The 25,974-nt window shown below is 49.2% G+C and carries 18 protein-coding genes and 1 riboswitch; of the genes, 2 read left to right on the top strand and 16 right to left on the bottom strand.

The window, feature by feature from the left end:
• Positions 1-82 precede the first annotated feature (82 nt).
• The 12 genes from DXA36_RS06890 to DXA36_RS06825 form a co-directional block, all read right to left on the bottom strand.
• Entirely contained in the window at positions 83-1,450 is a 1,368-nt protein-coding gene (locus DXA36_RS06890) for a sugar ABC transporter substrate-binding protein (protein WP_182478965.1), read from the bottom strand.
• Positions 1,451-2,049: 599 nt separating this feature from the next.
• Complete coding sequence (locus DXA36_RS06880; protein ID WP_118677632.1) at positions 2,050-3,033, bottom strand: LacI family DNA-binding transcriptional regulator; 984 nt, start codon at positions 3,031-3,033, stop codon at positions 2,050-2,052.
• Between the two features lie 635 nt (positions 3,034-3,668).
• A complete protein-coding gene (locus DXA36_RS06870; RefSeq protein ID WP_118677628.1) occupies positions 3,669-5,174 on the bottom strand; it encodes a sulfatase in 1,506 nt (501 codons plus the stop codon).
• A 55-nt stretch (positions 5,175-5,229) separates the two neighbouring features.
• Complete coding sequence (locus DXA36_RS06865; RefSeq protein ID WP_182478964.1) at positions 5,230-6,786, bottom strand: ABC transporter substrate-binding protein; 1,557 nt, start codon at positions 6,784-6,786, stop codon at positions 5,230-5,232.
• Between the two features lie 50 nt (positions 6,787-6,836).
• On the bottom strand, positions 6,837-7,733 hold the full coding sequence (locus DXA36_RS06860) for a carbohydrate ABC transporter permease (protein WP_118677624.1): 897 nt from the start codon (positions 7,731-7,733) through the stop codon (positions 6,837-6,839).
• A gap of 12 nt (positions 7,734-7,745) precedes the next feature.
• Complete coding sequence (locus DXA36_RS06855; RefSeq protein WP_118677725.1) at positions 7,746-8,675, bottom strand: ABC transporter permease; 930 nt, start codon at positions 8,673-8,675, stop codon at positions 7,746-7,748.
• A 175-nt stretch (positions 8,676-8,850) separates the two neighbouring features.
• Positions 8,851-10,443 carry a response regulator transcription factor gene (locus DXA36_RS06850; protein WP_118677622.1) on the bottom strand — a complete coding sequence of 531 codons (1,593 nt, stop codon included), beginning with the start codon at positions 10,441-10,443 and terminating at the stop codon, positions 8,851-8,853.
• On the bottom strand, positions 10,440-12,215 hold the full coding sequence (locus tag DXA36_RS06845; protein WP_118677620.1) for a sensor histidine kinase: 1,776 nt from the start codon (positions 12,213-12,215) through the stop codon (positions 10,440-10,442). The genes DXA36_RS06850 and DXA36_RS06845 overlap by 4 nt, the downstream gene beginning before the upstream one ends.
• Before the next feature lie 56 nt (positions 12,216-12,271).
• Complete coding sequence (locus tag DXA36_RS06840) at positions 12,272-12,646, bottom strand: DUF3783 domain-containing protein (protein ID WP_118677618.1); 375 nt, start codon at positions 12,644-12,646, stop codon at positions 12,272-12,274.
• Positions 12,647-12,781: 135 nt separating this feature from the next.
• Complete coding sequence (locus tag DXA36_RS06835) at positions 12,782-14,152, bottom strand: aldehyde dehydrogenase (RefSeq protein ID WP_118677724.1); 1,371 nt, start codon at positions 14,150-14,152, stop codon at positions 12,782-12,784.
• Positions 14,153-14,199: 47 nt separating this feature from the next.
• Positions 14,200-15,657 carry a MocR-like pyridoxine biosynthesis transcription factor PdxR gene (gene pdxR, locus DXA36_RS06830; RefSeq protein WP_118677616.1) on the bottom strand — a complete coding sequence of 486 codons (1,458 nt, stop codon included), beginning with the start codon at positions 15,655-15,657 and terminating at the stop codon, positions 14,200-14,202.
• A gap of 15 nt (positions 15,658-15,672) precedes the next feature.
• Complete coding sequence (locus tag DXA36_RS06825; protein WP_118677722.1) at positions 15,673-17,340, bottom strand: glutamine--tRNA ligase/YqeY domain fusion protein; 1,668 nt, start codon at positions 17,338-17,340, stop codon at positions 15,673-15,675.
• 368 nt (positions 17,341-17,708) lie between these two features.
• Between DXA36_RS06825 and DXA36_RS06820 the strand changes: the two genes are divergently transcribed.
• On the top strand, positions 17,709-18,614 hold the full coding sequence (locus DXA36_RS06820; RefSeq protein ID WP_118677614.1) for a DUF975 family protein: 906 nt from the start codon (positions 17,709-17,711) through the stop codon (positions 18,612-18,614).
• 192 nt (positions 18,615-18,806) lie between these two features.
• Here the strand turns inward: DXA36_RS06820 and DXA36_RS06815 are convergent, their stop codons facing one another.
• Both DXA36_RS06815 and DXA36_RS06810 read right to left on the bottom strand, forming a co-directional pair.
• The gene (locus DXA36_RS06815) at positions 18,807-20,009 is read right to left on the bottom strand and encodes a phosphoribosylaminoimidazolecarboxamide formyltransferase (protein ID WP_118677612.1); all 1,203 of its coding nucleotides are present in this window, start codon (positions 20,007-20,009) and stop codon (positions 18,807-18,809) included.
• Between the two features lie 102 nt (positions 20,010-20,111).
• A complete protein-coding gene (locus DXA36_RS06810) occupies positions 20,112-20,828 on the bottom strand; it encodes an IMP cyclohydrolase (RefSeq protein ID WP_118677610.1) in 717 nt (238 codons plus the stop codon).
• 112 nt (positions 20,829-20,940) lie between these two features.
• Positions 20,941-21,019, bottom strand: a riboswitch (ZMP/ZTP riboswitch).
• A gap of 164 nt (positions 21,020-21,183) precedes the next feature.
• Here DXA36_RS06810 and DXA36_RS06805 point away from each other — a divergent pair.
• Positions 21,184-22,614 carry a hypothetical protein gene (locus DXA36_RS06805; protein WP_118677608.1) on the top strand — a complete coding sequence of 477 codons (1,431 nt, stop codon included), beginning with the start codon at positions 21,184-21,186 and terminating at the stop codon, positions 22,612-22,614.
• A gap of 108 nt (positions 22,615-22,722) precedes the next feature.
• Here DXA36_RS06805 and DXA36_RS06800 read toward each other — a convergent pair whose 3' ends face one another.
• Both DXA36_RS06800 and DXA36_RS06795 read right to left on the bottom strand, forming a co-directional pair.
• The gene (locus DXA36_RS06800; RefSeq protein ID WP_118677606.1) at positions 22,723-25,200 is read right to left on the bottom strand and encodes an ABC transporter permease; all 2,478 of its coding nucleotides are present in this window, start codon (positions 25,198-25,200) and stop codon (positions 22,723-22,725) included.
• Between the two features lie 2 nt (positions 25,201-25,202).
• Entirely contained in the window at positions 25,203-25,883 is a 681-nt protein-coding gene (locus DXA36_RS06795) for an ABC transporter ATP-binding protein (RefSeq protein ID WP_118677604.1), read from the bottom strand.
• Positions 25,884-25,974 lie beyond the last annotated feature (91 nt).

Below are 25,974 nucleotides of genomic sequence, written 5' to 3'. Positions count from 1 at the left end.
ATACGTTCCCGCATAAAGGGCCGGACCCTTTCAGATCCGGCCCCTCGTTTTCAGCCATATTTCACTCGGGATTACGCATGAACTATTGTGCCTTCCAATATGCTGCAATGTTGTCTGCCAGCTGGTCTCTCGTTTCCTGGCCGCCCAGGTATTTCTGCATTTCAGCGCCCATCTCTTTCCAATGGTCTCCGGGGTATTCCGGATATCCGGGAATCAGGTTGCCTTCGTTCGCATAATTCTGTACGGAAAGTCCCATGGGGTTGGTAACTTCCAGGGAGATATTGGAGAATGCGGGTACAAGGCTGCACTGGTTTACAAGGAAATCCTGTCCTTTTTCATCATATACAAGCCAGTTCAGGAAATCCTTTGCCGCCTGCTGCTGTGCTTCGCTGTTGTATTTGGTATCAATCATGCAGTATTTGCTTGCGCCGCCTGCCAGTTTGTCTACGGCTCCGTTGGAGCTGTCAGGCTGTGCTACCGGCATAATGCCGTATTCGCTTCCTTCTACCGCGAAGTCGGACATCTCCGCCCATGCCCAGTTTCCGTTGAACCAGAATGCGATGTCGCCTTCTGCCAGGGAAACAGCATTGTTATTGTAATCGGCTGCCAGAGGATCCCCGGCATTCATGTTGTATTTCATTAATACATCAAAGGTATCCATCAGGGAATTCCATCTTGCATTACTCTTTAAATCTTCATTTCCTGCTTTCAGGCTTTCGATGAATGCGGCAGCGCCTTCCAGGGTGCCGTCCTGTTCTTCATATACCTGGGTCAGGTAATGTCCGCCCAGAGACCAGTCCTCCATATTCAGGGCAACCGGTGTTTCCATTCCGCCTGCGACCAGCTTATCAAGCAGTGCGGTCAGGTCATCCAGTGACTTAATGCTTGTCGGGTCGAAGGTCTCTCCGGTAGCTGCTTCGATTGCCGTCTTATTGTACATAAGGCCGCGTGCTTCGATACAGAAAGGGAAACCAATCAGTCTTCCGTTGTAGTTGCAGCCATAATCGGAACCGCCGTCCTTAGCCCAGTCTTCATTGGAAAGGTCCAGCGCATATTCATCCAGCATGATGATATCCTGGATGTCACCCATAAAGATGGTGGGCACTTCACCGGAAGCATATCTCTTGGTGATATCCTGGGAAGGGGAATCACCTACCGTTACGGAAACCTCCACATCCACGCCGGTAAGTTCCTTATACTGTGCGGCCGCCTCTTCCCACTGTGTCTGAATCTCACTCTTGGTATTCAGAACGGTAATCTTCACGCCTTCTGTAGAGACATTCGCGGAAGCTGCGGAACTTCCTTCTTCTGCTGTCCCGGCTGCTGTAGCTGCCGCATTCTCTCCCGCTCCTGTGCTCTCTGCCGTGGAAGCCCCGCTTCCGCCGCAGCCTGCAAGCACTGTGGCTATCATGGCAACGGAAAGAACTACACTGAGTAATTTTTTCTTCATCTTCATTCCTCCTACTTGTTTTGCGGAGAAAAATACAATTTCTTTAGAAATCTGCCCTCTGGTGAACAGAGGTATTTTCCTCCATAAAGTTGTGCTGCATATCCTGACGTTTGGCAGCGTATTCATTTCTCTTGCTTTTCGCTTGACGATGCTGATGCCTGTATGAACTTGAATCGTTTCATATCGTAATTAAACAATAACATCCCTTTCTATAATTGTCAACATCTTTTTTCACTTTTTTTGTATATAAATTATATATTTATTAAAACAGGCCTAAAGTACACCAATAAATTTGTGCACTTTGAAAATATAAAACGATTCATAAATAAATTAATGCTATTTCTGCATTATTTTGTGAATCGTTTCACTCATTTTACGTCCTTCCTATACCGGACTGACCGGGTAAGGGATGGAACGCTGCCTGTTTTCTTTCTGTTATAAGGAATCCGGAAAATACAGCTCCACCGCTGCCATTTGCTTAAGCGGTTATCCGGAAGAAGATAAGATATGTTATCAGATAATAGAGAAAAAGGAGGCCGGACGTACTATAACCGGCCTCCGGCTGTCAATACGGCGGCTGTCCTTACAGCTGCCGTCCGTCAGGTCGTCCCCCGCCGTATCAGCGTAACCGGCAGAGTTGTCCGGTTCGGGACAATTTCCTTTCTTTCCGCACGGGCGATCATCTGGACAGCCAGCTCGGCCATCTCCCGCACAGGCTGCCTTATGGTAGTGATGCCGGGTGTCGTCAGGGAAGCTATGCTGCTGTCGTCAAAGCCGATCAGCTTCATCTTCTCCGGTATCCGAATCCCTTTTTTGCTGCAGATCTGGATAACCTGGGCGGCAATGACATCGCTGCTGGCGAAAATACCGTCTATCTCCGGATATTCCGTCAGGATTTTTTCTATATACGTATGATAATCCAGGGATGCATAAAGCCGGGCATCGATTTCTTTTCCCGGATCCAGGCAATGTATGCCTTCCTGCCGGCAGATTTCCGTAAAACCCAGCGCCCTGTCGTCGGCAGGCATGGACACATCATTCTCCCCGCTGAGATAGATCACGTTTTCGCAGCCGCATTCCAGAAGGTGTCTGGCGGCAAGACGGCCTCCCTGCCTGTTGTCACATTCAACTGCCGCGGTCCCCTGCTCCAGGAACCGTTCAATCGTCACCAGCGGTACATTCAGATCCCGGAAACGCTGGGTATCCACGCTGCCGCTGCAAAGGATGATCCCCGCCACACGGCTGCCCTTGCACATTTCCAGATATTCATCCTCTTTTTCGTCCCTGTCCTTGGAATTAAAAAGCAGAAGTTTATATCCATTCCGGTAAGCCGCTGTTTCCAGGCTGCTCAGCAGTCTGGCAAAATAAGGATGATCGATGTGGGGAACAATAACGCCAACGGTATTTGTGGTCTGTTTGGAAAGGGAGCGTGCCAGCTCATTGGGCTGGTAATTCAGCTTTTTCATAGCTTCATATACCCTCTCCCGTGTCTGGGCGCTGATGTATCCCCGATTGTTTAATACCCTTGACACCGTACTGACGGTAAGCCCGGTTTCTTTTGCCACGTCCTTCAGTGTTGCCATGCTTTCCTCCGTTTTGTCATTTCCTTACAGCCAGCCCGGCAAATGCGCTGCCTGTTATATAGTCGCATCTTTTTTTATCTATTTTACGCAAACATCGCAGTTGCCCGCAGAAATAAAAAAGGCCGCATGAGCCATTTGCTGACCCATCCGGACAAAATAAAAGGAAGGGGGGGGTTGGGGCGTTCCTCCGGATACTTCCCTCGGAGCGCCCCTATTTTTATGATAACGATATCTTCGGGGGAGAAGATATCAGGAGGGGGGCTTGTTACAGCAAGACCGGAATGTTCAATTATAAAAAAAGGGGGGGGGACACCGCCGTCCAACGGCTTCTCAGACACAAAGAAAAGGGAGGGAAAAGTGTTCTGCAAGTCTGTTATAACAGACAGCGGTGTTTTTATTGGGGGTTGTCTTACTGTGTTTTGATAATAGCATAGGGATTTTTATATGTCAACCGGTTGTTATATAAATCGTGGTTTTTAACAAAACAAAAAAAGAATTGTGGAATATTATGGTTATTTTCACGCAATCCTTTTTCTTTGTTTTATGCTTTAATTCCGTCATTATAAGGTTTATACCGTTATTTTTGTCAGTATTTTCACTTGCCAGCGACGGAAAGATTTTATCGCAAACGGTTGTTATATAGTATTTATATCTTTGTATTGCTCCAGTCCCAATCTTTGGAATTGTTCTTCAGGGGCATCATGAACCTTCATCTGAACAGCCAGTTCCCGGCACATTTTTTCTTCCCGTTCTTTATCGGTTATCGGATCCTGTTGTGCGGGATCTTTCCATGTGTCATAAAGACGGCTGATGCCTATATCCAGATAAGGAGGTTCTTTTGTTCCCGGATCCATGCGCAGCCGGTATACCGGAATGGGGCACTGTTTCAGATATCTCCCGCAGGTAACCATCTGCGGCATATCCCAGCCCAGGTATCTTTCATAGGTTGTCAGGGAAGCCATATAGGCATATAAGGGAGTATTCTGTTCCCGGGCAGCCGCCCGGAAATAGGTATATCTTCCGTCCGTAATATTCACCGGCTGTCCGAACCAGCCATAGATAGCGTAATCTCTTATTTTTTCTTTTTCTCCGGTAATCAGCGGCATCCAGGAGTGCCCGTGGACAGGGGGGCAGCCGCATTTTTTCGGATCCATTCCGAAATATTCCAGGAGGGTGGGAAACAGGTCCGTGTTCTGGGTCAGGCCGGCTATCCGTTCTCCGGCACGGAAATCTTCAGGCATATGTACCAGAAGGGGGATTCGGCTCATTTCATCCCAGGCATGGTATCTGTTTTTGCCGGTCACGCCGTGTTCGCCCAGCATATGTCCATGATCCGAAGTGAATATGATACAGGTATCTTCCCACAGATTCTGCCTGTCCGCCTCATCCAGAAGCTTACCCAGCCATTTATCCGCCATGGACAGCGTGGCATAATACTGGTTTCTGAGATGGGCAATAGCTTCCGGGGTTTCTTCGCTGTTCAGGGCGGAATATCGGGGCCATTCATAAAAACAGGGGAAATCATCGGGATACATAGCCTTGAATTCTTCGGAAGCGTCAAACGGCTCATGCGGATCAAAGGCTTCTACCGTCAGGAAAAAATGATCTTCTCCTTCATTATCTTTCAGCCACTGTATCGCTGAAGCAAAGGTCCTGGGGGTGGGCCGGTCTTCCTCTCCGGCAAATCTGGTACGGTTGCATTGGTATTGCCGGTATACGGTTCCCAGATGAGGCCGTGGCTCCTCCGGATCCTTTATTCTGGATACCCACACATCCGTCTCCTGTCCCCGCTGAAAGTCCCAGGTATTGTATTGCTGCAGATAGCCTTCTCCCCCGATTTCCATGTAATGGCTGTGATCGGTCACAATGTGGGTGAAAACCCCGCCGCTTTGCAGAAGGCGGGGCAGTGTCACATCATAGGGTTCAATAGGTCCCCAGCCTCTTTCCAGGAAATGAATTCTCCCTGTGAGGATGTCCCTCCTGGCAGGCATACAGGGTGCGGAGGCGATAAAGTGGTTGTCAAACAGCAGGCTGCGCCGTGCAAACCGTTCAATATTCGGCGTCTTTGCTTTTGCATGGGGATTATAAACCGAGAGCATATGCCGGTTGCAGGTATCCATCAAAATCAGAATTACTTTCATACACGTTTCCTTTTTCTTTTTGCCGGTTGGTACAGTTACCTGAATTACCCGTGTGTTATTTGGATGCGATAAAGGCGTCCAGCTGTGCCTGCTTTTCCTGGATAACCTTGTCCAGACCGGCTTTTTTCAATGCCTCATTCATTTCAGGGATGGCAGCCGCCGGATCCACGGCGCCGGATCCAATGGCATCAATATATTTGTCCCGCACATTGGTAAGTGCCGAAATCTCTGTGAGGACATTGGAATTGTCAAAGATGAAGCCTGTGGAAATGAGCGGTTCAGCGGAATTGAATTTCCGGTATTCCTCCCAGACAGAGGGTTCATTTCCTTCCCATACATAAGCAATCGTCTGGTTCGGCATTTCATATCCCATATTCAGCCCATAGGTTTTATTCTGTACATTAACGCCTTCCGGATAAGTTATAATACCCTTTTCTTCATCAGCAAACACATAGTGTCTGCCCTCAATCCCCCAGTTAAACAGATTCATCAGCTCGGGGCTTGCATACATATAATCCAGAACCTGCATTACCCGTTCCGGATATTTGCAGTTCTTGCCGATTCCCCATCCGATCCAGGCCATCTGCGAGGTTGCCCGGAAGGTGCTTGTCAGAGGTGCATAAACCATTTCATAGCCGGTATCCAGAGAGTCCTGCAGTTCCACACCGGGCTTGGTGGGCGTGAAATAGGAAAATGCGGTTCCCGCTTTTACCTGCGGCTTTTTCCCGTCGTTCATAGTTGCACAGTCTTTGGAAAGGTATCCTTTCCGGGCATATTCATAAATCACTTCCGCATTATGTTTAAACTGCTCCGATTCATAATAATTTACCACTTTGCCTTCTTTATCTTCCGGCATTATCACACCGAAACCGTCGGAAAGATTATCACACCAGAGAGCTGCCACCGCGGGGGTTTCCCCCTTCCTTCCTGCCAGCATCACCATCTCCGGATGCTTTTCTTTTACCTTTTCATAAACAGGCCCCAAATCGTCAATGGAATGGATGTCGTCTACCGAAAAACCGGCTTCCTCCAGTAAATCCTTTCTGAGCATCACTGCTGCATCCACGGAGTACTCCTTGAAAACAGGCACTCCATATATTTTTCCGCCCACATTACATACATAAAGGGTATCCTCTCCCACCACTTCTTTCATATTTTTCCCATATTTGTCTATCAGTTCTTTCATGTCAATAATCTGTCCATTATTGAGATAGCTTGCCCCATTCCCATAAATTACCGGAACCATATCCAGCGGTTCCTCTCCGGATAGCATTAAGTTAAGCTTTTGTGTATACTCGCCCCAGGAAAACCCGATGATATCAATCGTACAATTAAATTTGGGCTGCAGGATTTTATTCATTTCCGCTTCTACCAAATCTGTATCCTGATAGGTCGCGCCGATATATGCCCAGGTAATGGTATAAGGTTCTGAGCTGTCAACCGCTTCATCCGCTGCCGCAGTGTCTCCGTTTCCGCCTGCCGCGCTCCCGGTTCCGGTTGACTGTACCGCCCCGGCTTCCGGCGCCTTGCTTGTACAGCCTGTGGCTGATAATACCATCGAAGCTGCCAGCAGAACCGCAGCCGCTTTATGTAACAGCTTATTTTTTCTCATATTAGTAATCTCTCCTTTATTCCCCATATTTTTTTATATGAATTGGTTCGTCATCCTTTTACCGCCCCTAAGGCAATACCCTTCTGAAAATATTTTTGCAGGAATGGATAAATCATAAGCATTGGCAGCATTGCCACAAAAGCAATTGCCATACGGACTGATGTGGACGGTAATTGAGATAAATCCGAGCTGATCGAGCCGGCCGCTGAATTGGAGGACAGGAACTCTATCTTGGAAATCATCTCATTCAGCAGATTCTGAATGCTGTAGAGCGCATAGCCCTTATCTCCCGACAGATAATATAACCCATTTGTCCAGTCATTCCAGTAGTTTAATGCGGAAAACAGTCCCATAGTTACCATGATTGGTTTTCCAAGGGGTATGACAATGCAGGCATATATTTTCAGATGTCCCGCACCGTCTATTTCAGCCGCTTCGTAAAGTGCGTCCGGAATGCTTGTCTGATAGAAGGTCCTTATCAGCAGGACATTCATGGCGCTCATTAAGAAACCGGGGATAATTAATGCAAAAATTGTATTTTTGATATGGAAGATACCGGTGTACATCAAATAGGTAGGTACCAGTCCTCCGTTAAACAGCATGGTAAAAAATACGTAAAATGTCAATGCCGATTTGCCGGGAAGCTCTTTCAGGGACAGCCCGTATGCCAGCAGGGAAGACAGCAGTATATTGACCGATGTGCCAATGACAGTTACCATTATGGTAATCCCATATGCCCTGAAAATCTGTCCTCTTTGGTTCCATATATAGGAATAAGCCGCCATACTGAATGTTTCCGGCCAAAAGGAATACCCATTCTGAATCAGCGTATTTTCTTCTGTTATAGACGACATAAACAACAGAAGAAAAGGAAGCACAATCCCCGCTGCCATCAGTAACAGAATGCTATTTGCAAATATTTGAAATCTGCGGTTGTGTCGCGTCATTTTTCCGCCCTCCTAAAACAATGCATTTTCCGAACTCGTCTTCCTCACGATTCCATTGGAAATCATCACAAGGACGAACCCCACCACAGACTGGTAAAAGCCTGCTGCCGCCGCCATTCCGGAATTCCCAAGCTGGAGCAGTGCGCGGTATACATAGGTGTCTATCACATTGGTGGTATCATATAACTGCCCGGAATTCATTGGCACCTGATAAAACAACCCGAAATCCGCATAGAAAATCTTACCGATATTAAGCAGCGTCAGGGTTATTACGGTCCCCTTCAGACAAGGGAGGGTAACGTAACGTATCTGCTTCATAATCCCTGCGCCATCCAGGCCGGCCGCTTCGTACAGGGACTTGTCGATTCCGTTTATTGTGGAAATATAGATCAGGCATCCATAACCAATCCCCTTCCAGGTGTGTACAAAAACCAGGATAAACGGCCAGTACTGCGGCTGGGTATACCAGCTGAACGGTTCCTTTCCCAGAAGGGGCAGAACCGAATTATTAAGCAGTCCGTGTTCCGCTCCCAGAAACGCATAAACAATATAACTGACAATCACAATCGACATGAGGAACGGAACCAGGACAGCGCTCTGATACAGCTTCTTCAGTGTCTTATTCGCCACCTCCGTAATCAGGACTGCCAGGAAAATACCCAGGACAATTCCGATAACAATAAATGCCAGATTGTACAGTATGGTATTCCGCGTGATCACCATAGCTTCATCCGTGGTAAACAGGAATTCAAAGTTTTTCAGCCCTGCCCAGGGACTTTTCCAGATTCCGGTTGAAAAATTAACCTGTTTAAAGGCTACCACCAGACCTGCCATGGGCATGTAATTGTTGATAAACAGATACAGGAGCCCCGGAAGCATCATCAGGTAGACCGGCAGGAACTGCTTCCCTTTTCCTTTTCTTTTTATAACCTTTGTCTGCATCAAAAACCTCCCCAGTTTCATTCCTGCAGACAGCCGTACAAACGGACGTGTCTGCAGGTGTAAGTTTACTATACAACTGTGGGGTGGGCAGTTCTAACAAAATTCAGAGGGAAAATGATAAAATTCAGACATGAGAAGGAAAACCGTTTGGGTCAGACAGGAGAGGGTACGCGTATTATCCGGCAGAGTTCTTCCTGGATTTACGGTATTCGTTTGGGGTCATTCCGGTTGTTTTACGGAAGAGCTTGGCAAAATAGGAAAAGTTGGTATACCCCACTTCCACAGCGATCCGATTTACGGGCCTTGCGGTGCAGGCGAGGAGCTGTTTTGCTTTTCCCATTCTTTGTTCCACCAGATAATTTCCGATGGACAGACCGGTTTCCTGTTTGAATAGCCTGGCAAGATAATCCGCGTTCAGGAACACCAGGGCGGCAAAATCTTCACGGGTCAGTTCTTCGTCCAGGTGTCCCTCAATATAATCTTTTACCACATCTACCACCGATTTTTCCTCGCCCACAAACCGGATATAGCCTGCGGCCTTTCTGACCGCACGTTCGGTATAACGGCGGCAGTGATAGAGGGAACGGGTGGCTTCCCGGTAATCGGAAAACGCAGGCTCCTTCATGAGGCGGTTCATGGAAATACATTTTTTATGCAGAACAGAAGATATCATCTGCTGGAAATCTCCAAGAAAAAGCTTCAGGGTCCCGGCATTGCAGGTTCCGTTTATTTCCAGACCGTTTTCATACAGGCTGATTTCCCGCACCAGTTTTTCCGTCTCTCCCTGTAAAAGCATCTCTTCCCACAGTGTAAAGGCCGGCTCCACATAGGGAATCTCCTTTTCTTCATAATCGGAAAGGAACTTAACCTTCCGTATGCCCAGGACATCCTCCTCCTGCATCCGCATGACTGCCCTGGCTTCCGCTGCCAGTTCCCGAAGGGGCGCTTTGCTGCCCACATAGCAGCTTACCTTGCTGTGCATTACCTGATCTATCTGATCAATATATTCTGCCCCAAGCTGCTCCAGCGCTTCCCGGCTGCCGGTCCCCCCGGGATGCGCAAGCACCATGTTCCATTGGGAAGCATCTTCTGAATCCGTACGGAACAATGCCTGTACCTCATATCCCTCCCGGGAAAAAATCTCGTGGGTGATATTTCCTATAAGGAAATCAAACATTCCCCGTTCCAGGGATTCATAAATCGTTTCATAATCATAAATGGAAATACAGATATAAAGAAAGCTCTCCTCCTGCCCGTATTTCACGCCAAAAATTTCCATCCAGCGGGATACGGCCTTATCATCGGAATCTTCAAACAATAATTTCCTCCAGAAGCTTTCTTTTCGCACGGTCTGGGAATTCATCCATTTTTCCAGATTGGCCTGATATGCCTCTTCCCGGGAAATCTCCTCCGCAGCCTTCAGCAGCCGGCTTTCCAGCAGGGGAAACTGCACCGGTTTGAGCAGATAGTCAAAGCTTTGCAGGGTTACCACCTTTTGTGCATAGGAAAAATCCGCATAGCTCGTCAGGAAAATCACCTTTGCCCCATTTCCCTGCTGCCTTGCCCACTCCACAAGATCCAGCCCCGACTCTTTTCCCATTTCAATATCACACAATATGATCTGAATAGGAATCCCTTCCATGATCTTCCGGGCAGACGCCGCATCCAGCGCGGTATAAATACCGTCAATGCCGATTTTTTCCCAGTCAATCATGGATTTTACCGTATCAACTATATAATAATCATCATCTACCAGAAGTATATTCATGCCATCTCTCTTCTTTCCGCAGCAGGAAGCCTGATAATCACTCCGGCACCGCCTTCTTCTCTGTTTTCAAAACGTACGCCGGCCGCAGGGCCATAAATCAGTGCCAGCCTGGTGATGCCGTTGCGGATACCTATCCGTGTACCTTTCTCCGTTACGATATCCTCTTCTGCCCGCAGACTCTCCAGCACACTTTCCGGAAAACCGGTCCCATTATCCTCTACCCGGATTTCCACGATTCCTTCCTCTTCCATCTGTCGTGCACATACCAGGATTTCTGTTGCTTTTCCACTGCCCGCCGCATATTTCACGGAGTTTTCCACAAAGGTATGCAAAAGGAGAGGCGGGATATCCACCTCACCGGTTCCCTCCCCCTCTTCCACCCGGAAAGTAAGACGCTCCTTATAACGGATCCTGCAGATTTCCAGATAATTCCCCACATGCCGCAGCTCCTCTCTCAGGCTTATCCGTTCCCCGTCGGCCCGGAAAATATAACGGAAATAATCCGATACACAGGCGGAAAGCTGCTGGATTGTATCGTCCTCCCCCATTACCGCCATATTATAAATCAGGCTCATACAGTTTATGTAAAAATGCGGCTGTATCTGCAGGTGCATATAGTCGATCTGCAGTTTCTGCCGGGCAAGCTCCTGTTCGTACATCCGTATCTTCATTTCCTTCATCTGCCCGCAGATATTACGGAACAGCGCATTTGCCTCCGCCAGTTCCGCAATCTCCACATTGTCATAATAAACCTCCTGGCTGTCCTCCCGGATTTTCATCAGGTTCTGACTGAATAATTTCATAGGCTCTATTACCCGCTTCTTTACCCGGAACAGCGAAACAGCGGCAATTCCAATACCGGCCAGGATAAAAAGGACAATAATAACCTGCAGAACGACTACCGTCATCATGCTGCGGTTATTCTGTACCACAACGCTGATGCCAAACCGGGCGTATTCCAACGGCTGATGGATTATGGTATATTTCATGCCGAACACATTTGTGTTCAGCCGGGACTCACCGGTATTTTCTTTGTAAAATCCTCCTGCTTCCAATTCTGCCGTATGATTGCTGGGAATGCCGTCCGCGGTCACCAGCGTCACATAGGATTCCCTGCCCAGGTGTATCACATTCGCGGAATCCGCCAGCTTGTCCGCTTCGATAAAACAGCAGGCATACCACTCGTCAAAGAATATATAATTCAACACATACTTCTTTCCCCCGATTTCAGCAATCCGCCATTTTTTTCCGGCATGGATCCCTTCTGCTGCAAAGTCCTCCATTATGTACCCCGCTGCAGCCTTTTTCAATTCTGCAAATTCCACAATCTCCCGTTCTCCCCGTTCCGAGGAGGCGAAATAATCCAGCTCCGGATAATAAATAAAAAAAGTAAAATCCCCGCCCAGCTTTACCCTGTAAAATTCCAGCTTTTCATTAATCTTCTGCACCGCCTGGATAAATAAAAGCGTATCCGACGCATACCGTGTCATAGCGACATCCTTATCCTGAAAAACCAGCTCCCCCATATAGTCATTAATATCCCGGAACGTGGTATCCATTTGCCTAGCATAGAACTCTGTAGCCGACTTGATAGATTCCTCCGCCTGCTTCCTGATATAACCTCCCAAAAAAGCGCTTACGCTGATACCCACCGCAAGAATCCCCAACAGAATTCCCACCATGCGCAGTATCCATTTACTTAACGTAACTTTGGAGGAAGCCTTTTTTATCCCGGCCTCCTCCAAAAAATCCGCGTTATCCCCTGTTCCCATTCTCCTCACCGTCCTGCAAATCAGATGCCCCGCAGCCTGCCGCAAAGTATCGGACTCTATTTTCCATGCATCATTGCATGTTCCTTCTTCAGCTCCTCAAACAACTGCAAAGAGTTCCAGCCCCTGTTGGTTTCCGTTACCACCGCCTTCAGCCCCACTCCCGCCAATCCATGTTCGCAAAACGCCTTAAGGGCCATATCGATATCCTCTCCCACAAAACCGGCGAATACCACCATTTCCTGCTCCAGCCCTTCTCCTTCATACCGCTTTCCTGCAACAGGCTTTTTCTCCAGTCCTGCCAGATATCCTAACGGCATTCCATACTCTTCCCGTTCCACCACCCGCATCTTACAGGGCAGCTTCTCCAAAGCCTTACTCATCTGCCCCAGCCGCAGTCCTTTAAATTCATAAACTAAAACCTGCTTTTCCATGCGCTCTCTCCTTCTGTCTTTGTTATTCCAATCAAATATGCTTCACAGGTGCCGATAAAAAAATGGATTCCGCCGCAGCCATAGCGGAACCACACCGCACCCCGGGCGGGAACCTTTGCCCCGGCAGCACCTGCCCTACCGCAGAACCTTCCGCAAAATGCTCTCTTTCCCTTTCGTATAAGGCATATACCGAATGGGCATATCCATCCATGTGGATTTTTCCACAATGGATTTGGCATGGCTGAAGGTTTCAAAGCTCTTTTTCCCGTGATATGCCCCCATTCCGCTGGCACCCACGCCTCCGAATCCCATCTGTGAGGTAGCCAGATGAATAATGGTATCATTGATGCACCCGCCGCCAAAGGAAAGGGTTCCCAGAATCCGGTCGGCCGTTTCCCGGCTCCCGGTAAACAGATAGAGGGCAAGAGGTTTCGGCCGGCCGGCCACAAACTGCTCCACCTCATGGATATCCCGGTAAGTCAGCACCGGAAGCACAGGCCCGAAAATTTCCTCCTGCATCACCGGGGCATCCGCGCCGACATCCTTCAAAACAGTAGGGGCGATCTGCAGCGTTTCCCGTTTGCCGCAGCCGCCTGTGACCACGCTTTCTCCTTTTATAAGCCCGAGCACCCTGTCATAATGTTTTTCATTGATCATCTTCGGATAATCCGGATTGCTGAAAGGCTGCTTTCCAATCAATTTGTCAATCCATTTCTGCAGGCAGCCTATAAATTCGTCCTTCACCGCCTCGTGGACAAAACAGTAATCCGGCGCCACACAGGTCTGACCGCTGTTTAAAAATTTGCCGAACACGATCCGTTTTGCCGCCAGGGAAAGCTTCGCGTCCCGCTCCACAATACAGGGGCTTTTCCCGCCCAGCTCCAGCGTGACAGGGGTGAGATGGGCCGCTGCCTTTTCCATCACCAGCTTTCCCACCGATACACTGCCGGTAAAGAAAATATAATCAAATTCCTGTTCCAGCAGCTCCGTATTTTCCTGCCTTCCGCCTTCCACAACCGCCACATATTCCTCGGGAAAGGTTTCGCCAATAATTTTCTTCAGAACAGACGAAGTGGCACAGGCATAGGCCGAGGGTTTGATGATACAGCAGTTTCCCGCCGCGATGGCGCCTGCGGCAGGTTCCAGGGAAAGCATAAAAGGATAATTCCAGGGGGACATCACCAGAGACACTCCATAAGGCTCCTGCACCACAAAGCTTTTCGCATGGAACTGGGCCAGAGGCGTGCGTACCTTCTTCGGGCGGCTCCAGGCTGCCGTATGCTTCGCCAGAAAGCGGATTTCACTCAGTGTAAGTCCCACCTCCGTCATATATCCTTCAAAAACAGATTTGTTCAGATCCTTCCTCAGCGCTTCATTGATATCCTTCTCATACTTTTCTATCTGTTCCGCCAGCTTCTGCAGGGACGCGATACGAAAGGCCGCATCCCTTGTCCGTCCCGTATGATAAAAAGCACGCTGTCTTTGTACCAGATTTTCAATTTCCATATAACCCTCTCCTTTCATTCCTGCAATTCCTTACACCGCTGTCCTATCTACAGTACCCCTTTTAGCAGGGAAATCCCCTCTTTTATCTCTTCTTTTTTCAGGCCGGCATACCCCAGCAGCACGGTGGCTTCCTTTTTTTCCACTGGCTCCAGGGCAGCCTCATGCAGACCATAAAGCCGCACCCCTTTTTCCTCCGCCTTCCGGATAAGCGCCTCTTCGTCCGCCGCCCCTTTGGAAGAAAGAAGCACATGCAGGCCGGCATACTCCCCTGAAAGCCGGTATTTTTTCAGGAATGGCCGCAGCTCTTCCAGCAGGATATCATGCTTTTCTTTATATACCTTCCTCATTTTATTCAAATGCCTTTCAAACGCCCCGCTTCGAATAAACTCGTTCAGTATCGTCTGATCAATCCTGGATACGGTGGAGGAAAAAAAGGCACATTCCTTTTCGTAGCGCTTCAGCAGGGCCGGGGGCAGCACCATGTAGCTCACACGGATCGCCGGGGCGATGGATTTGGAAAAGGTCCCGATATAGATCACCTTTCCCGCCGTGTCGGAGGCCTGCAGGGAGGGCACCGGTTTTCCCCGGTACCGGAATTCACTGTCGTAATCATCCTCGATCAAATATCTGTCTTTCTCTTCCGCCGCCCATTTCAGAAGCTCCATCCGCCTTCCGATAGGCATTACCACACCGGTGGGATACTGATGGGAGGGCATGACATAGGCCACATCCGCCCCGCTGCGGGCAAGCTCTTTTACAGAAATCCCGCTTTCGTCCACAGGAACCGTCACGGTTTCTGCCGCAAAAGAGGAAAAAATACGGTAGGCTCTCCGGTAGGAAGGGTTTTCAAACGCGGCGCGGATATTTTTCCCCAGAATATATTGCAGAAGCAGTAACAGGTAATCATTTCCCGCCCCCACAATGATCTGCTCCGGAGATGCGTTCACCCCTCTGGAGGAATGGAGGTAACGGCAGATGGTCTTTCTGAATTCCGCATCTCCCCGGGGTTCTCCTAACGCAAACAGCTCTTTCCGGTCACCGCTTAAGATATCCTTCGTAATTTTCCGCCAGGTGCCGAAAGGAAAAACGCTCATATCCACGGCATTGGGTGAAAAATCATAAGCGAATGGTTTCCCGGCCCTTTCCCCTGCTGCCGTGCCGGTTCCTGCCGTTTCTTCCCCGGCAAAAGGATGACCTGCGGGGTACGGCAGACGCTGCTTCTTCTCCGACATATCCGTCATAATCTGATACAGTTCTTCCACCCGGCAGATATAATAGCCCCTGTATGCGGAGGATTCTATATAGCCCTCCGAAAGCAGCTGCCCGTAGGCCAGCTCCACCGTGCTGCGGGCGACCTGGAGATATTCCGCCAGGGAACGCGTGGAGGGAAGCTTCTCTCCTGCCAGAAGCTTCCCCTCCTTAATTTCATCTCTGATGTATTCATATATCTGTTCATACAGATGTTTGCTGCCGTCATCCGTCAGCTGAATCGCCAAATCATTCATTCTTTCTTTCCTGTATTATCTACCATCCGTTTTCGGCAGCTTGAAGGAACTCTTTAATGATACCACGCGGTTGAATACCGGTTCACCGGGTTTGGAGTCCTTATAATCCACACAGAAAAAGCCCTGTCTTACAAACTGGAAGCTTTCAAAAGCGGAGGCCTCCTTCAGGGAAGGCTCCAGGTAGCATTCCTTGACCACAAGGGAATTGGGATTCAGGTTCAGGCTGCCGTCCTCATTATAGACACCTTTTTCTTCGTCGATAATATTTTCATACAGACGGACCTGCGCCTTAAAGGCCTCACCGGCACATACCCAGTGGATGGTTCCCTTTACCTTACGGGCATTGAAACCGCTTCCGGATTTTGTCTCCGGATCATAGGTACAATGCACCACCGTGACATTGCCGTCCGCGTCCTTTTCAAAACCGGTACAGGTGACGAAATACGCATTCATGAGACGTACCTCATTGCCCGGGAAAAGGCGGAAATATTTTCTGGGAGGCTCTTCCATGAAATCTTCCCGTTCGATATATAATTCTCTCCCGAAAGGAATCTGCCGGCTGCCCAGTTCTTCATTTTCCAGGTTATTGGGCGCCTCCAGCATCTCGATCTGTCCTTCGGGATAGTTGTCAATTACCAGTCTGACAGGATCCAGAACCGCCATTACCCTGGGCTTTTTCAGCTTCAGATCTTCCCGGATGCAGTATTCCAGCATGGCATAATCCACGGAGGAGTTGCTCTTGGAAACGCCGCACAAATCCACAAACATCTGAATGGCTTCCGGGGTAAAGCCCCTTCTCCGCAAAGCCGCAACGGACACAAGGCGGGGATCATCCCAGCCGTCCACAATGCCGTCCTCCACCAGTCTCTTGATATATCTCTTGCCGGTCACCACATTTGTAAGATACATCTTGGCAAATTCTATCTGCTTAGGAGGGCGGGGATACTCCAGCTCTCTGACCACCCAGTCGTACAATGGCCTGTGATCTTCAAATTCCAGCGTACAGATGGAATGGGTGATCCCTTCAATGGCATCCTCGATAGGATGGGCAAAATCATACATGGGATAAATGCACCAGGTATCTCCCGTATTATGATGGCTCATATGGGCCACACGGTAAATCACCGGATCCCGCATGTTCATGTTTGGAGAAGTCATATCAATTCTGGCGCGGAGAACCTTTTCCCCGTCAGCATATGCGCCTTCCTTCATTTTTTCGAACAGCTCCAGGTTTTCTTCCACACTCCGGCTGCTGCCCGGATCCTCTTTGCCGGGTTCCGTCAGCGTACCTCTGTATTCCCGGATCTGCTCCGCAGTGAGGTCGGACACATAAGCTTTCCCTTTTTGAATCAGCTTAACGGCCGCCTCGTACATCTGACTGAAATAATTGGAGGCAAAGAAAAGCCTGTCCTCCCAATCGGCGCCCAGCCATTTCACGTCCTCCTTAATGGATTCCACGAATTCCTGCTTTTCCTTAGTGGGGTTTGTATCATCAAAACGGAGGTTGAATTTTCCGCCGTATTCCTTGGCAAGCCCGGAATTTAAAAGGATACTTTTGGCATGTCCGATATGCAGATATCCATTCGGTTCCGGCGGAAACCGGGTGTGCACCGTCTCATATACGCCCTCAGCCAGATCCTTATCAATTATCTGTTCAATAAAATTCTTGCTTATCTCACTCATGCTCTTTTTCCCGCCTCCTGCGGCCGCTCCCGGCATACACTGCATCCGGGTTTTTGGCCTTCCTTACCAGGCGGGTACTCCCTCCTTGAACCTTACTTTATTATTACAGACTATCTTATCATAAGTATTCGGAATACGCAAAGAAAAAATACGGGAAATCCCCGTTTTCCGGCTTTTTCCGTAATAGTTCAGACAAGTCCGCGCAGGTGGGAAATATTTATTGACCGCATTTTTAAACCCGGAAAGCAGTCAACTCATTAATAATTGTAAAATTTATGTTTCTTGGTAGCATATCTTACTATGTAGTGATATAATGTTTTCATATTTTGAGCATCAAAATACATGCTTTTTTGAGGAGGATACTTACTATGGATCGCGTACAACTGAAAATGGATGCCAAAGCTGCCATGCAGCAGGCCAATCCCCACCCCGCCCTTGTTTCTCTGGTATACATGGTCATTCTTGCTGCAATCAGCTTTGTAATTTCCATGATGTCCGGTTTTTCCAGCGCATTTACCGCCCTTGTTTCGGATCCGGACGCTGCAGCCGCCATTTATGCGGGTATGATGATACCTTCCCTTCTGCTTTCCCTTGTTTCCACACTGGTTACGGGTTTTCTGCAGATGGGTTATACCGCATATACGCTTCGTGTTATCAACAGACAGCCGGCCGGAATTAACGACCTGTTCGCTTATGCCCGTTACTGTCTGAAAATCTGGGGCCTGAACATCGTCATGGGCTTCTTTGTATTCGCATGGTCCCTGCTGCTGTGGGTTCCCGGAATCGTTGCCATGTACCGTTATTCCCAGGCTTATTACATACTTGCGGAAAATCCGGAAAAAGGGATTATGGACTGTATTAATGAAAGCAAAGCCATGATGTACGGACACAAGATGGATAAGTTCGTACTGGATCTTTCTTTCATTCTCTGGTTTCTCCTGGCTGGCATTACTTGCGGCCTCGCGGGGCTTTATGTCACTCCTTATGTGGAAATCACCAATGCGGCATTCTATAACAGCCTGAAATACGGCGGCAGCTATCAGCAGCAGTATGGCTATGGGGCAGGCTACGGCGGTTACCAGCAGAATGGTTACCAGCCAAACGGTTATCAGCAGGGCGGCTACCAGCAAAACGGCGGCCAGCAGCAGGGCTACGGCCAGCAGGGCTTCGGCAACCCTTATCAGCAGGGATATGATCCCAATTACCAGCAGGGCGGCCCACAGCAGGGATACACACCTGACGGCCAGCAAAATAATAATTCCAATCCACAGTAATCAATTTTCAACTTGATTCGTCGTTTTGGGAGCAATAGAAAAACGGAGCCTTTATCCAAATGGTAAAATTTGGAATGAAGGCTCCGTTTTTTCACTTTACACAAACGCCGCATCTGCCGAAAGGCCTTCCGCCCGCCGGCTTAGCGGTGTCCCCGGGACGGAAAAGGAATGTCCGGCCGGAATCATTCCCGATTAATGATGGAACAGACGTATTCCGGTAAACACCATTGCCATCCCATATCGGTTGCAGGCATCGATAACCGCATCATCCCGCACGGATCCGCCGGGCTGTACGATATACTTCACGCCGCTTCTGTACGCACGGTCAATGTTATCGAAGAAGGGGAAAAAGGCATCGGATCCAAGGGTTACATTTTCCAGCTTAGCCAGCCATTCTTTTCTCTCTTCTCTTGTGAAGACCGGAGGCTTTTCCTTGAAAGTCCTCTCCCACACACCGTCAGCCAGCACGTCCATATAATCATCGCTCATATAAACATCTATGGCGTTATCTCTGTCCGCACGTCCCAGGCCGTCTGCAAAGCGAAGGGAAAGCACCTGGGGGGACTGGCGCAGGAACCAGTTATCCGCCTTGCTTCCTGCCAGACGCGTACAATGGATTCTGGACTGCTGTCCGGCCCCGATTCCGATGGCCTGGCCGTCTTTCACATAGCATACGGAATTGGACTGGGTGTATTTCAGCGTAATGAGGGCGATTTTCATATCAATTACGGCCTGTGCCGGGATATCCTTATTTTCCGTCACTATATTGGAAAGAAGCGCCTCGTCGATACACAGCTCATTTCTTCCCTGCTCAAAAGTGATTCCATACACCTGTTTTCTTTCCAGCGGATCCGGCTGATAAGAGGGATCGATCTGAATCACATTATAATTCCCTTTTTTCTTCTGCTTCAGGATTTCCAGAGCCTCGTCCGTATAGCCTGGGGCGATTACCCCGTCGGATACCTCTCTTTTAATCAGCCTTGCCGTATCGGCATCGCAGATGTCGGAAAGGGAAATAAAATCGCCGAAGGAGGACATGCGGTCTGCCCCTCTGGCCCTTGCATAAGCACAGGCAAGAGGAGAAAGCTCTCCCAGGTCATCCACCCAGTAAATCTTTGCCAGGGTGTCGGACAGAGGAAGCCCCACTGCCGCGCCTGCAGGGGAAACATGCTTAAAGGAAGTGGCCGCAGGAAGGCCGGTCGCCTCCTTCAGCTCTTTCACCAGCTGCCAGCCGTTTAATGCATCCAGGAAGTTGATATAACCGGGCCTGCCGTTCCGTACGCTGACAGGCAATTCCCTTCGTGAATTACCCGGCAATTCCCTTTCCTCCTCCATATAAATGCGGGATGGCTTCTGATTGGGGTTACAGCCGTACTTTAACTGAATTTCATTCATTTCTTTTTCTCCTGTATATTTATTCGTATAACGCTTCCTTACCTTTTCCGTTCCATGCAAGGATAAACGCAGGGAATGCGCTTGCCGCCGTGCCGCCGGTTTTTATTTACAGTTCTTGTTCACAATTCTTGTTTCATAGGTTCCGTCATCTATGGAAATATAACGCACGAACAGGGAAACCTTGTTTTCCTCGTTCAGGCTGTTCCAGACCAGGTCGGTAAATTCATCAATCCCGCCCTTGATTTCCACCATTTTCGGTTCGCCCTCAAAGCTGGGAAGGGGATTTCCGTCATGCATATACGTATGGATAAAGCGTCCTTTTCCTGCCGCCGGATTTTCATAGGCATAGGTAAAGCGGCTGCAGGAATCAGGACAGCCGTCGTCACTTTTCAGTATGGACATGGCAAAATTGAAGCCGCCGTTTTCTATGTGGACGATCCCGGAAATACGGGGGGTATAGTTGGGGCCGTCCGGTTCAAATTCCCGGCAGCGCAGGGACTGTTCAAAGGTCAGCTGTTTGTCCATGCCTTCATAAATGGTATCTGTCTGGTCTCCATTGGTCACAATGGTTTTATTTCCCAGAACCCGCACCGGCGCATAAATGATAAGGCTGGGATCCTCCAGCTTGGATTCATCAAATGCCTGGGTACGGATACCTTCCCCCTCCTCCGCAAAAATGCGGTTCCGGCTGTTGGCGCTTCTTCCCATGATAAAATAAGCGGCAACCGCTTTTTTCCCATCGGGAGTCCTCCCCAGCACAATCCCCCTTCCGGGATAGGCGTTGTTTTTCAATTCGTCTTCCAGAGACAGTAATTTCATAACTTCCTCCATTCTGCCGTTCCAGCGGCTTCTTTCATAAAGTGTCCCCACAGGGACTTTTCCGGAAATCCTTCGCTTTCCGGAAAAATAAAAAACCCCCTGGTTACTCTCATACGGGTACCCAGGCGGCCGGCTTTCTTCATACATACTCCCTGTGGTGCTCCACCATTCCGCCAGTCGCATGTACTACCTTAAATTCATGGGCAAAACGCCCTACACAAACAGTATAGCCCATCCTTTTTACGCTGACAAGTATTTTTGTGGAAATTTAGAGGTAATTCGATTATAATAAATTTATATCTATCAGGCTCAATGTCTGCCAACCAAAGCAACCATTTTATTACAGGAGTAATCTATGGCTAAAATACGTCGTTTCTATAAAAATGAACGGTTTCCGGAAATCCTTTTCCTTTCCCTGGCTTTTGTGTGCATGATGACCTTTGTACTGCTCCAGCCCTTCGGGGAGGGGCCGGATGAAATCAACCGCTTCCGCGTTGTCCGCTTTATTTATGAAAACGGATATCTTCCCAAAGGAGACGATCCGGCGGTACTGATTCCCGGTTACGGCGGTTCCTACGCGTTTCAGCCCATGCTTACCTACATACTGGAGGGTTTCCTTCTGCGCGCGGTGGATCTCTTTACCGACCGTTTTGATGTCCTGCTCGTAGCCGCCCGTATGGTGAACGTATTCTTCGGCATGGCGGCCGCCGTCCTCACAAGAAAGCTTTCCAAGCTGCTGTTTCCGGAAAAAATGACCCAATGGCTCTTTTCCTGTCTGGTGGTATTCCTTCCCCAGAGCCTGTTTCTGCATACCTATATCAATACGGATTCCTGCGCCTTCCTGTCGGTTATCCTCATGTTTACCGCCGTACTGGACGGGATGAAAAACGGGTTTACCCGCCCGCTCTGCATCCAGACCGCCGCAGGGGTTATCCTCTGCGCGCTGTCCTATTATAACGCCTACGGCGCCGTAGTGGTGACTGTCATACTGTTTATCAGCTGTTTTGCAGGAAAAGTTTCTGCCGGGACCATCACACGGGACGGCACCGCCTCTCCCGTTGACCGGTATTACATGGACTGGAAACCCATGTTCCGCGCAGGTGCGTTTATCTCGGCCCTGGTTTTTCTGGGCGCGGGCTGGTGGTTTATCCGCAATGCAATCCTCTATCACGGGGACTTTCTGGGAATGAATGCCCGCAACCTCTGTGTGGCTTCCACCTGTACGCCGGATTTCCATCCGCTTTTGAGGCAGACCTGCCAAAACCAGGGTATCGGCGTGCTTGCCATGGTGTTCGGTACGGATTATTTCACGCTTCTTGTGAGAAGCTTTGTGGCTATGTTCGGCCCGATGAACCTGCCCACCCACTATTATATTTATGAAATTTATTACCGCATTTTTGCCGTCGGCCTGCTGGTCTGCATGCTGCCCATAGGGCGCGGCCTGTATCTGTCCTGGCAGGAAAAAATCCGCCGCTTCTTTTTTAACGGGTGTATGGTGCTGGCCTGTGTGATACCTGTCTTCCTGTGTGTTTACTATTCTTATACCTGGGATTTCCAGCCCCAGGGCCGGTACCTGATGCCCATGCTTCCCGCTTTTATGTATTTTGTCACTCTGGGGCTGCGCAAAACCGGTTTCCTTCTCCAGGAACTCGCCGATAAAATAAAATGCCGCAGCCTGGCGGAAAAAATCCCGGCCATTCTTTCCGGCCTGTTGATTTTCTTCACCGCTGCAGCACTTATTTATTCCGTTTTCCGGATTGTGGTTCCCTATTATATGGCAGGTTAGGTTACTGCGGAAGCTGTGAGAACGCGCCCACGCAGGGAACATACCATGGCCGGAAGGGAGGCCGCCGGTGGGATGTCCCGGACACAGAGGGGACGGAACCGTAATCGGTTATTCCGTCTTAATCCGCTGTACCAAAGACTCCTTTCCGCAGTAACTCACGGCCCAGCAGGAGAAAAACATCTGGATTAGCAGCAGCAGGAAGGCAAAAACAAGGACAGGCAGGACCGGGAAGTGGAATACCAGCTTTCCGAAGGTTCCTAACTGATCGAATACCCGGCAGAGTATCCAGCCTGCCAGCGTGCCAACCGTCAGTGTCAGAAAAAGTGTGCCTGATACATACAGGAAGCACTCTGTCCTGAGCATGGAGGCCAGCTGCTTTCCGCTCATCCCAACAGACTGCAGGATTCCGAATTCCTGGCGTCTCGTTACCACATTGGTAAGCAGTGTATTGATAAGGTTCAGCAGACCGAATATGGCGATAAATCCTACCAGGCCATAAAGAGGGAGTTTTAGCTGTTCCATCTGAAGGCTCAACTGCCGTCTGAGGTCACTGAGGAAGCTGATCTCAATAGAATCCCATCCCTCCATCTGTGCGATTATCGCTTTTTCTATCTGTTCTTCCTTTTCCTGATCCCCCACCAGCATAAAATGGGTGTTAAAATTAGTAACTGTAGTTTTCAGAAGAGGCAGGCACGCATCCGGCATGTAAAAGAAGGGCACATCAATTCCCAATGTAAGTCCTTTTAACACGCCCATCACCTGGAATTCCACCGTGGTATCCGTGTCCGTTTTTATTTGAATCCTGTCTCCCAGCTTCGCGGTATACCCGTAAAAACGGCCAATCAGATTATCCGAATCGGCTATCAGGATTCCGTTATTCTGCACCAGGGTATCATAATCCATCGTCCCCTCCACAAGATAACCACTGCAGGACTCCATCTGTTCCCTGGTAAGCCCGATATTGCGGAAAGAAAGCTCCTTCGGGTTCTCCCTTGCATAATCGTTCATTTCCGGGAAAATCATATCGGACTTGCATCCCTGGAATATAAGTACGTCGGATACCCCGTCTATCTGCTTAACCGTCTGCAGCATCTCCTCATCCAGGGGATTCTCCTGTTGTACCTTAGTATAATAATCCGTAAGGCTGTCATCACTGGTATCGCTGCGCCCATCCGACTGCTGCAGTTCCAGATGCGCACAGCCCAATCCGAAACTGGCCCTCGACATGGCATCATCATCCACGGAATTCAGATATGCGGCAACACACATCAGAAGCATGCCTGTGAATCCCAGAGAGGTAAGTGTGAGGATTGCTTTTCTTTTATTTCTGGAAAAATTCAGAAAGGCCAGGCTGACAGGGGTTATTTTCCTGCGCCTTCTGTTTTTTATTTCCGCTTGACGGCCGCCGCGAGGGCCGGAACCCCAGCGACGCGCTGGGGATCCGGCTTTGCCCCCATCATCCATGGCACTGATCCGCACGGCTTCAACCGGGGACACCGAGGATGCGATTTTTACCGGTGTCCGGATGGATATCATAACGGCCGTTTCGGTTATTACAGCAATAATTCCTACAAACAGCAGGGTAATGGACCACTTCCATCCGTCAGGGACAAGCAGGAAACCCAGGATGCAGCCCAGTAAAAGCCCGATGGGGACCGCAATTCCCGATACAAACAGCCCTTCCTTTCTCACCAGCCTCCGGAGCTGTTTCTTTGTGGTCCCGATCACACGCAGCCTTCCGTATTCCTGGATCTTACCCACAACGGAAATATAAAACAGGCTGTAAATCACCAACGATGTGGCAACGACAATCAGGACACAGCAGAACAGGATTGCCAGAACCTTTTCTATGGGCAAATCTTCTCCCAGGCTGAAATATGTGGAGCTGTAGAACACCTTGTTCTCTTCCACGCCGTTTGCGGCTGCAAAGGCCTGTATCTTTGCCTTCAGGGTATCCATATTGTCCTTTTCCGTATCCTTAAGGCGGATGTTTATCTCATATCCCGTATTTTCACCATATACGGAATTTACATAATCCTTCGATACAACGATTCTGTATACCCGTGTCTCATTATCCCCCAGCAAAATGCCGCTGACCATATATTCCTGTTCGCTACCATCACCCAGATCCACCGTCACCTTCTGCCCCGGCTCCACAGGCAGGCCCAGGTGCTTCAGATAGGCTTCTTCCACCACAATTTCCTTTTCTTTTTCCGGCCAGCTTCCCAGCACCTTACCGTACGTAAGCAGACTTGCGGCAGATAGATCGGCATACTCCACATCCACCGTATAGTCCCTGATACGGGCCGTATACAGGTTCTTTTTCATCCCGGAAGCTTCCACCTCCGGCTGTTCCTGCAGCTTCCGGATATCTTTCTCCGGCAAGTCTGAGAAAACGGTCTGATATCTTCCCCGCATATATCTATTCAGCTTCGTATTATCCCCCAGTATTTTCAGGGACAGCGTCAGCATGAGACAGGCGCTGAAAGCAATCGTAATGATAAGAAACAGATTCCTCTTTTTATCCGATTTCAGGCTGTTTGCCGCCAGTCTCCGGATGATTCCCGTATTCAGATTCTTTAACATGATCACACCTCCTGTTGTTTCCCTGCGATTCTGCCGTCTTCAATGCGCACAATCCGATGGGATAGCTGGGCGATTTCATTATTATGGGTTATCATCACCACTGTCTGATGGAATTCTTCACTTGTCATTTTCAGAAGCCCCAGCACATCCGCACTGGTACGGCTGTCCAGATTTCCGGTAGGCTCATCCGCCAGCACAATAGCCGGCTTGGTAATCAGCGCCCTGGCAATTGCCACACGCTGCTGCTGCCCGCCGGACAGCTGATTCGGCATGCTTTCCAGCTTTTCCTTCAGGGAAAGCATATCCACGATCCGGTCAAACAGAGCCTGATCCACCGGTTCCCCATCCAGCTCCACAGGCAGCACGATATTTTCATATACATTTAATATGGGGACCAGATTATAACTCTGGAATACAAATCCGATATTTCTCCTGCGGAAAATAGTGAGCTGTTCATCATTCATTTCCGCCAGTTCCTTCCCCCTTACTTTTATGCTTCCGGAGGTGGGCGTATCCAGCCCGCCCATCATATGGAGCAGCGTCGATTTCCCGCTCCCGCTGGTTCCTACCACAGCCAGGAATTCCCCCTGCTCCACTGACAGGTCCACCCCGTCCAGCGCCTTTGTGAGATTTGGCTCTTCCCCATAATATTTCTTTAAATCCGTTGTCTGTAAAATTGTCATTTCTGCTCCTTCCCTAAACCATAATTCATGATTCCTTACCCGGCTTGTGTGTCACAGCCATGGCTCTTCCTTTGTATCAAGGATATCGTGA

This window comes from Eisenbergiella sp. OF01-20 (genome assembly GCF_003478085.1).
GTDB lineage: Bacteria > Bacillota > Clostridia > Lachnospirales > Lachnospiraceae > Eisenbergiella.
The sequence above is the reverse complement of the archived record's forward strand: the minus strand, read 5'-3'. Positions and strand labels throughout refer to the sequence as shown.

Bases quoted from the DNA above. Each gene is read 5' to 3' on its own strand.
- DXA36_RS06820 (WP_118677614.1), top strand. From the start codon at position 17,709: ATGGATCGCGTACAACTGAAAATGGATGCCAAAGCTGCCATGCAGCAG.
- DXA36_RS06870 (WP_118677628.1), bottom strand. From the start codon at position 5,174: ATGAAAGTAATTCTGATTTTGATGGATACCTGCAACCGGCATATGCTC.
- DXA36_RS06805 (WP_118677608.1), top strand. From the start codon at position 21,184: ATGGCTAAAATACGTCGTTTCTATAAAAATGAACGGTTTCCGGAAATC.
- DXA36_RS06825 (WP_118677722.1), bottom strand. From the start codon at position 17,340: ATGAGTGAGATAAGCAAGAATTTTATTGAACAGATAATTGATAAGGAT.
- DXA36_RS06890 (WP_182478965.1), bottom strand. From the start codon at position 1,450: ATGAAGAAAAAATTACTCAGTGTAGTTCTTTCCGTTGCCATGATAGCC.
- DXA36_RS06860 (WP_118677624.1), bottom strand. From the start codon at position 7,733: ATGACGCGACACAACCGCAGATTTCAAATATTTGCAAATAGCATTCTG.
- DXA36_RS06835 (WP_118677724.1), bottom strand. From the start codon at position 14,152: ATGGAAATTGAAAATCTGGTACAAAGACAGCGTGCTTTTTATCATACG.
- DXA36_RS06850 (WP_118677622.1), bottom strand. From the start codon at position 10,443: ATGAATATACTTCTGGTAGATGATGATTATTATATAGTTGATACGGTA.
- DXA36_RS06795 (WP_118677604.1), bottom strand. From the start codon at position 25,883: ATGACAATTTTACAGACAACGGATTTAAAGAAATATTATGGGGAAGAG.
- DXA36_RS06810 (WP_118677610.1), bottom strand. From the start codon at position 20,828: ATGAAATTACTGTCTCTGGAAGACGAATTGAAAAACAACGCCTATCCC.
- DXA36_RS06800 (WP_118677606.1), bottom strand. From the start codon at position 25,200: ATGTTAAAGAATCTGAATACGGGAATCATCCGGAGACTGGCGGCAAAC.
- DXA36_RS06865 (WP_182478964.1), bottom strand. From the start codon at position 6,786: ATGAGAAAAAATAAGCTGTTACATAAAGCGGCTGCGGTTCTGCTGGCA.
- DXA36_RS06845 (WP_118677620.1), bottom strand. From the start codon at position 12,215: ATGGGAACAGGGGATAACGCGGATTTTTTGGAGGAGGCCGGGATAAAA.
- DXA36_RS06855 (WP_118677725.1), bottom strand. From the start codon at position 8,675: ATGCAGACAAAGGTTATAAAAAGAAAAGGAAAAGGGAAGCAGTTCCTG.
- DXA36_RS06840 (WP_118677618.1), bottom strand. From the start codon at position 12,646: ATGGAAAAGCAGGTTTTAGTTTATGAATTTAAAGGACTGCGGCTGGGG.
- DXA36_RS06815 (WP_118677612.1), bottom strand. From the start codon at position 20,009: ATGAATGAAATTCAGTTAAAGTACGGCTGTAACCCCAATCAGAAGCCA.
- pdxR (WP_118677616.1), bottom strand. From the start codon at position 15,657: ATGAATGATTTGGCGATTCAGCTGACGGATGACGGCAGCAAACATCTG.
- DXA36_RS06880 (WP_118677632.1), bottom strand. From the start codon at position 3,033: ATGGCAACACTGAAGGACGTGGCAAAAGAAACCGGGCTTACCGTCAGT.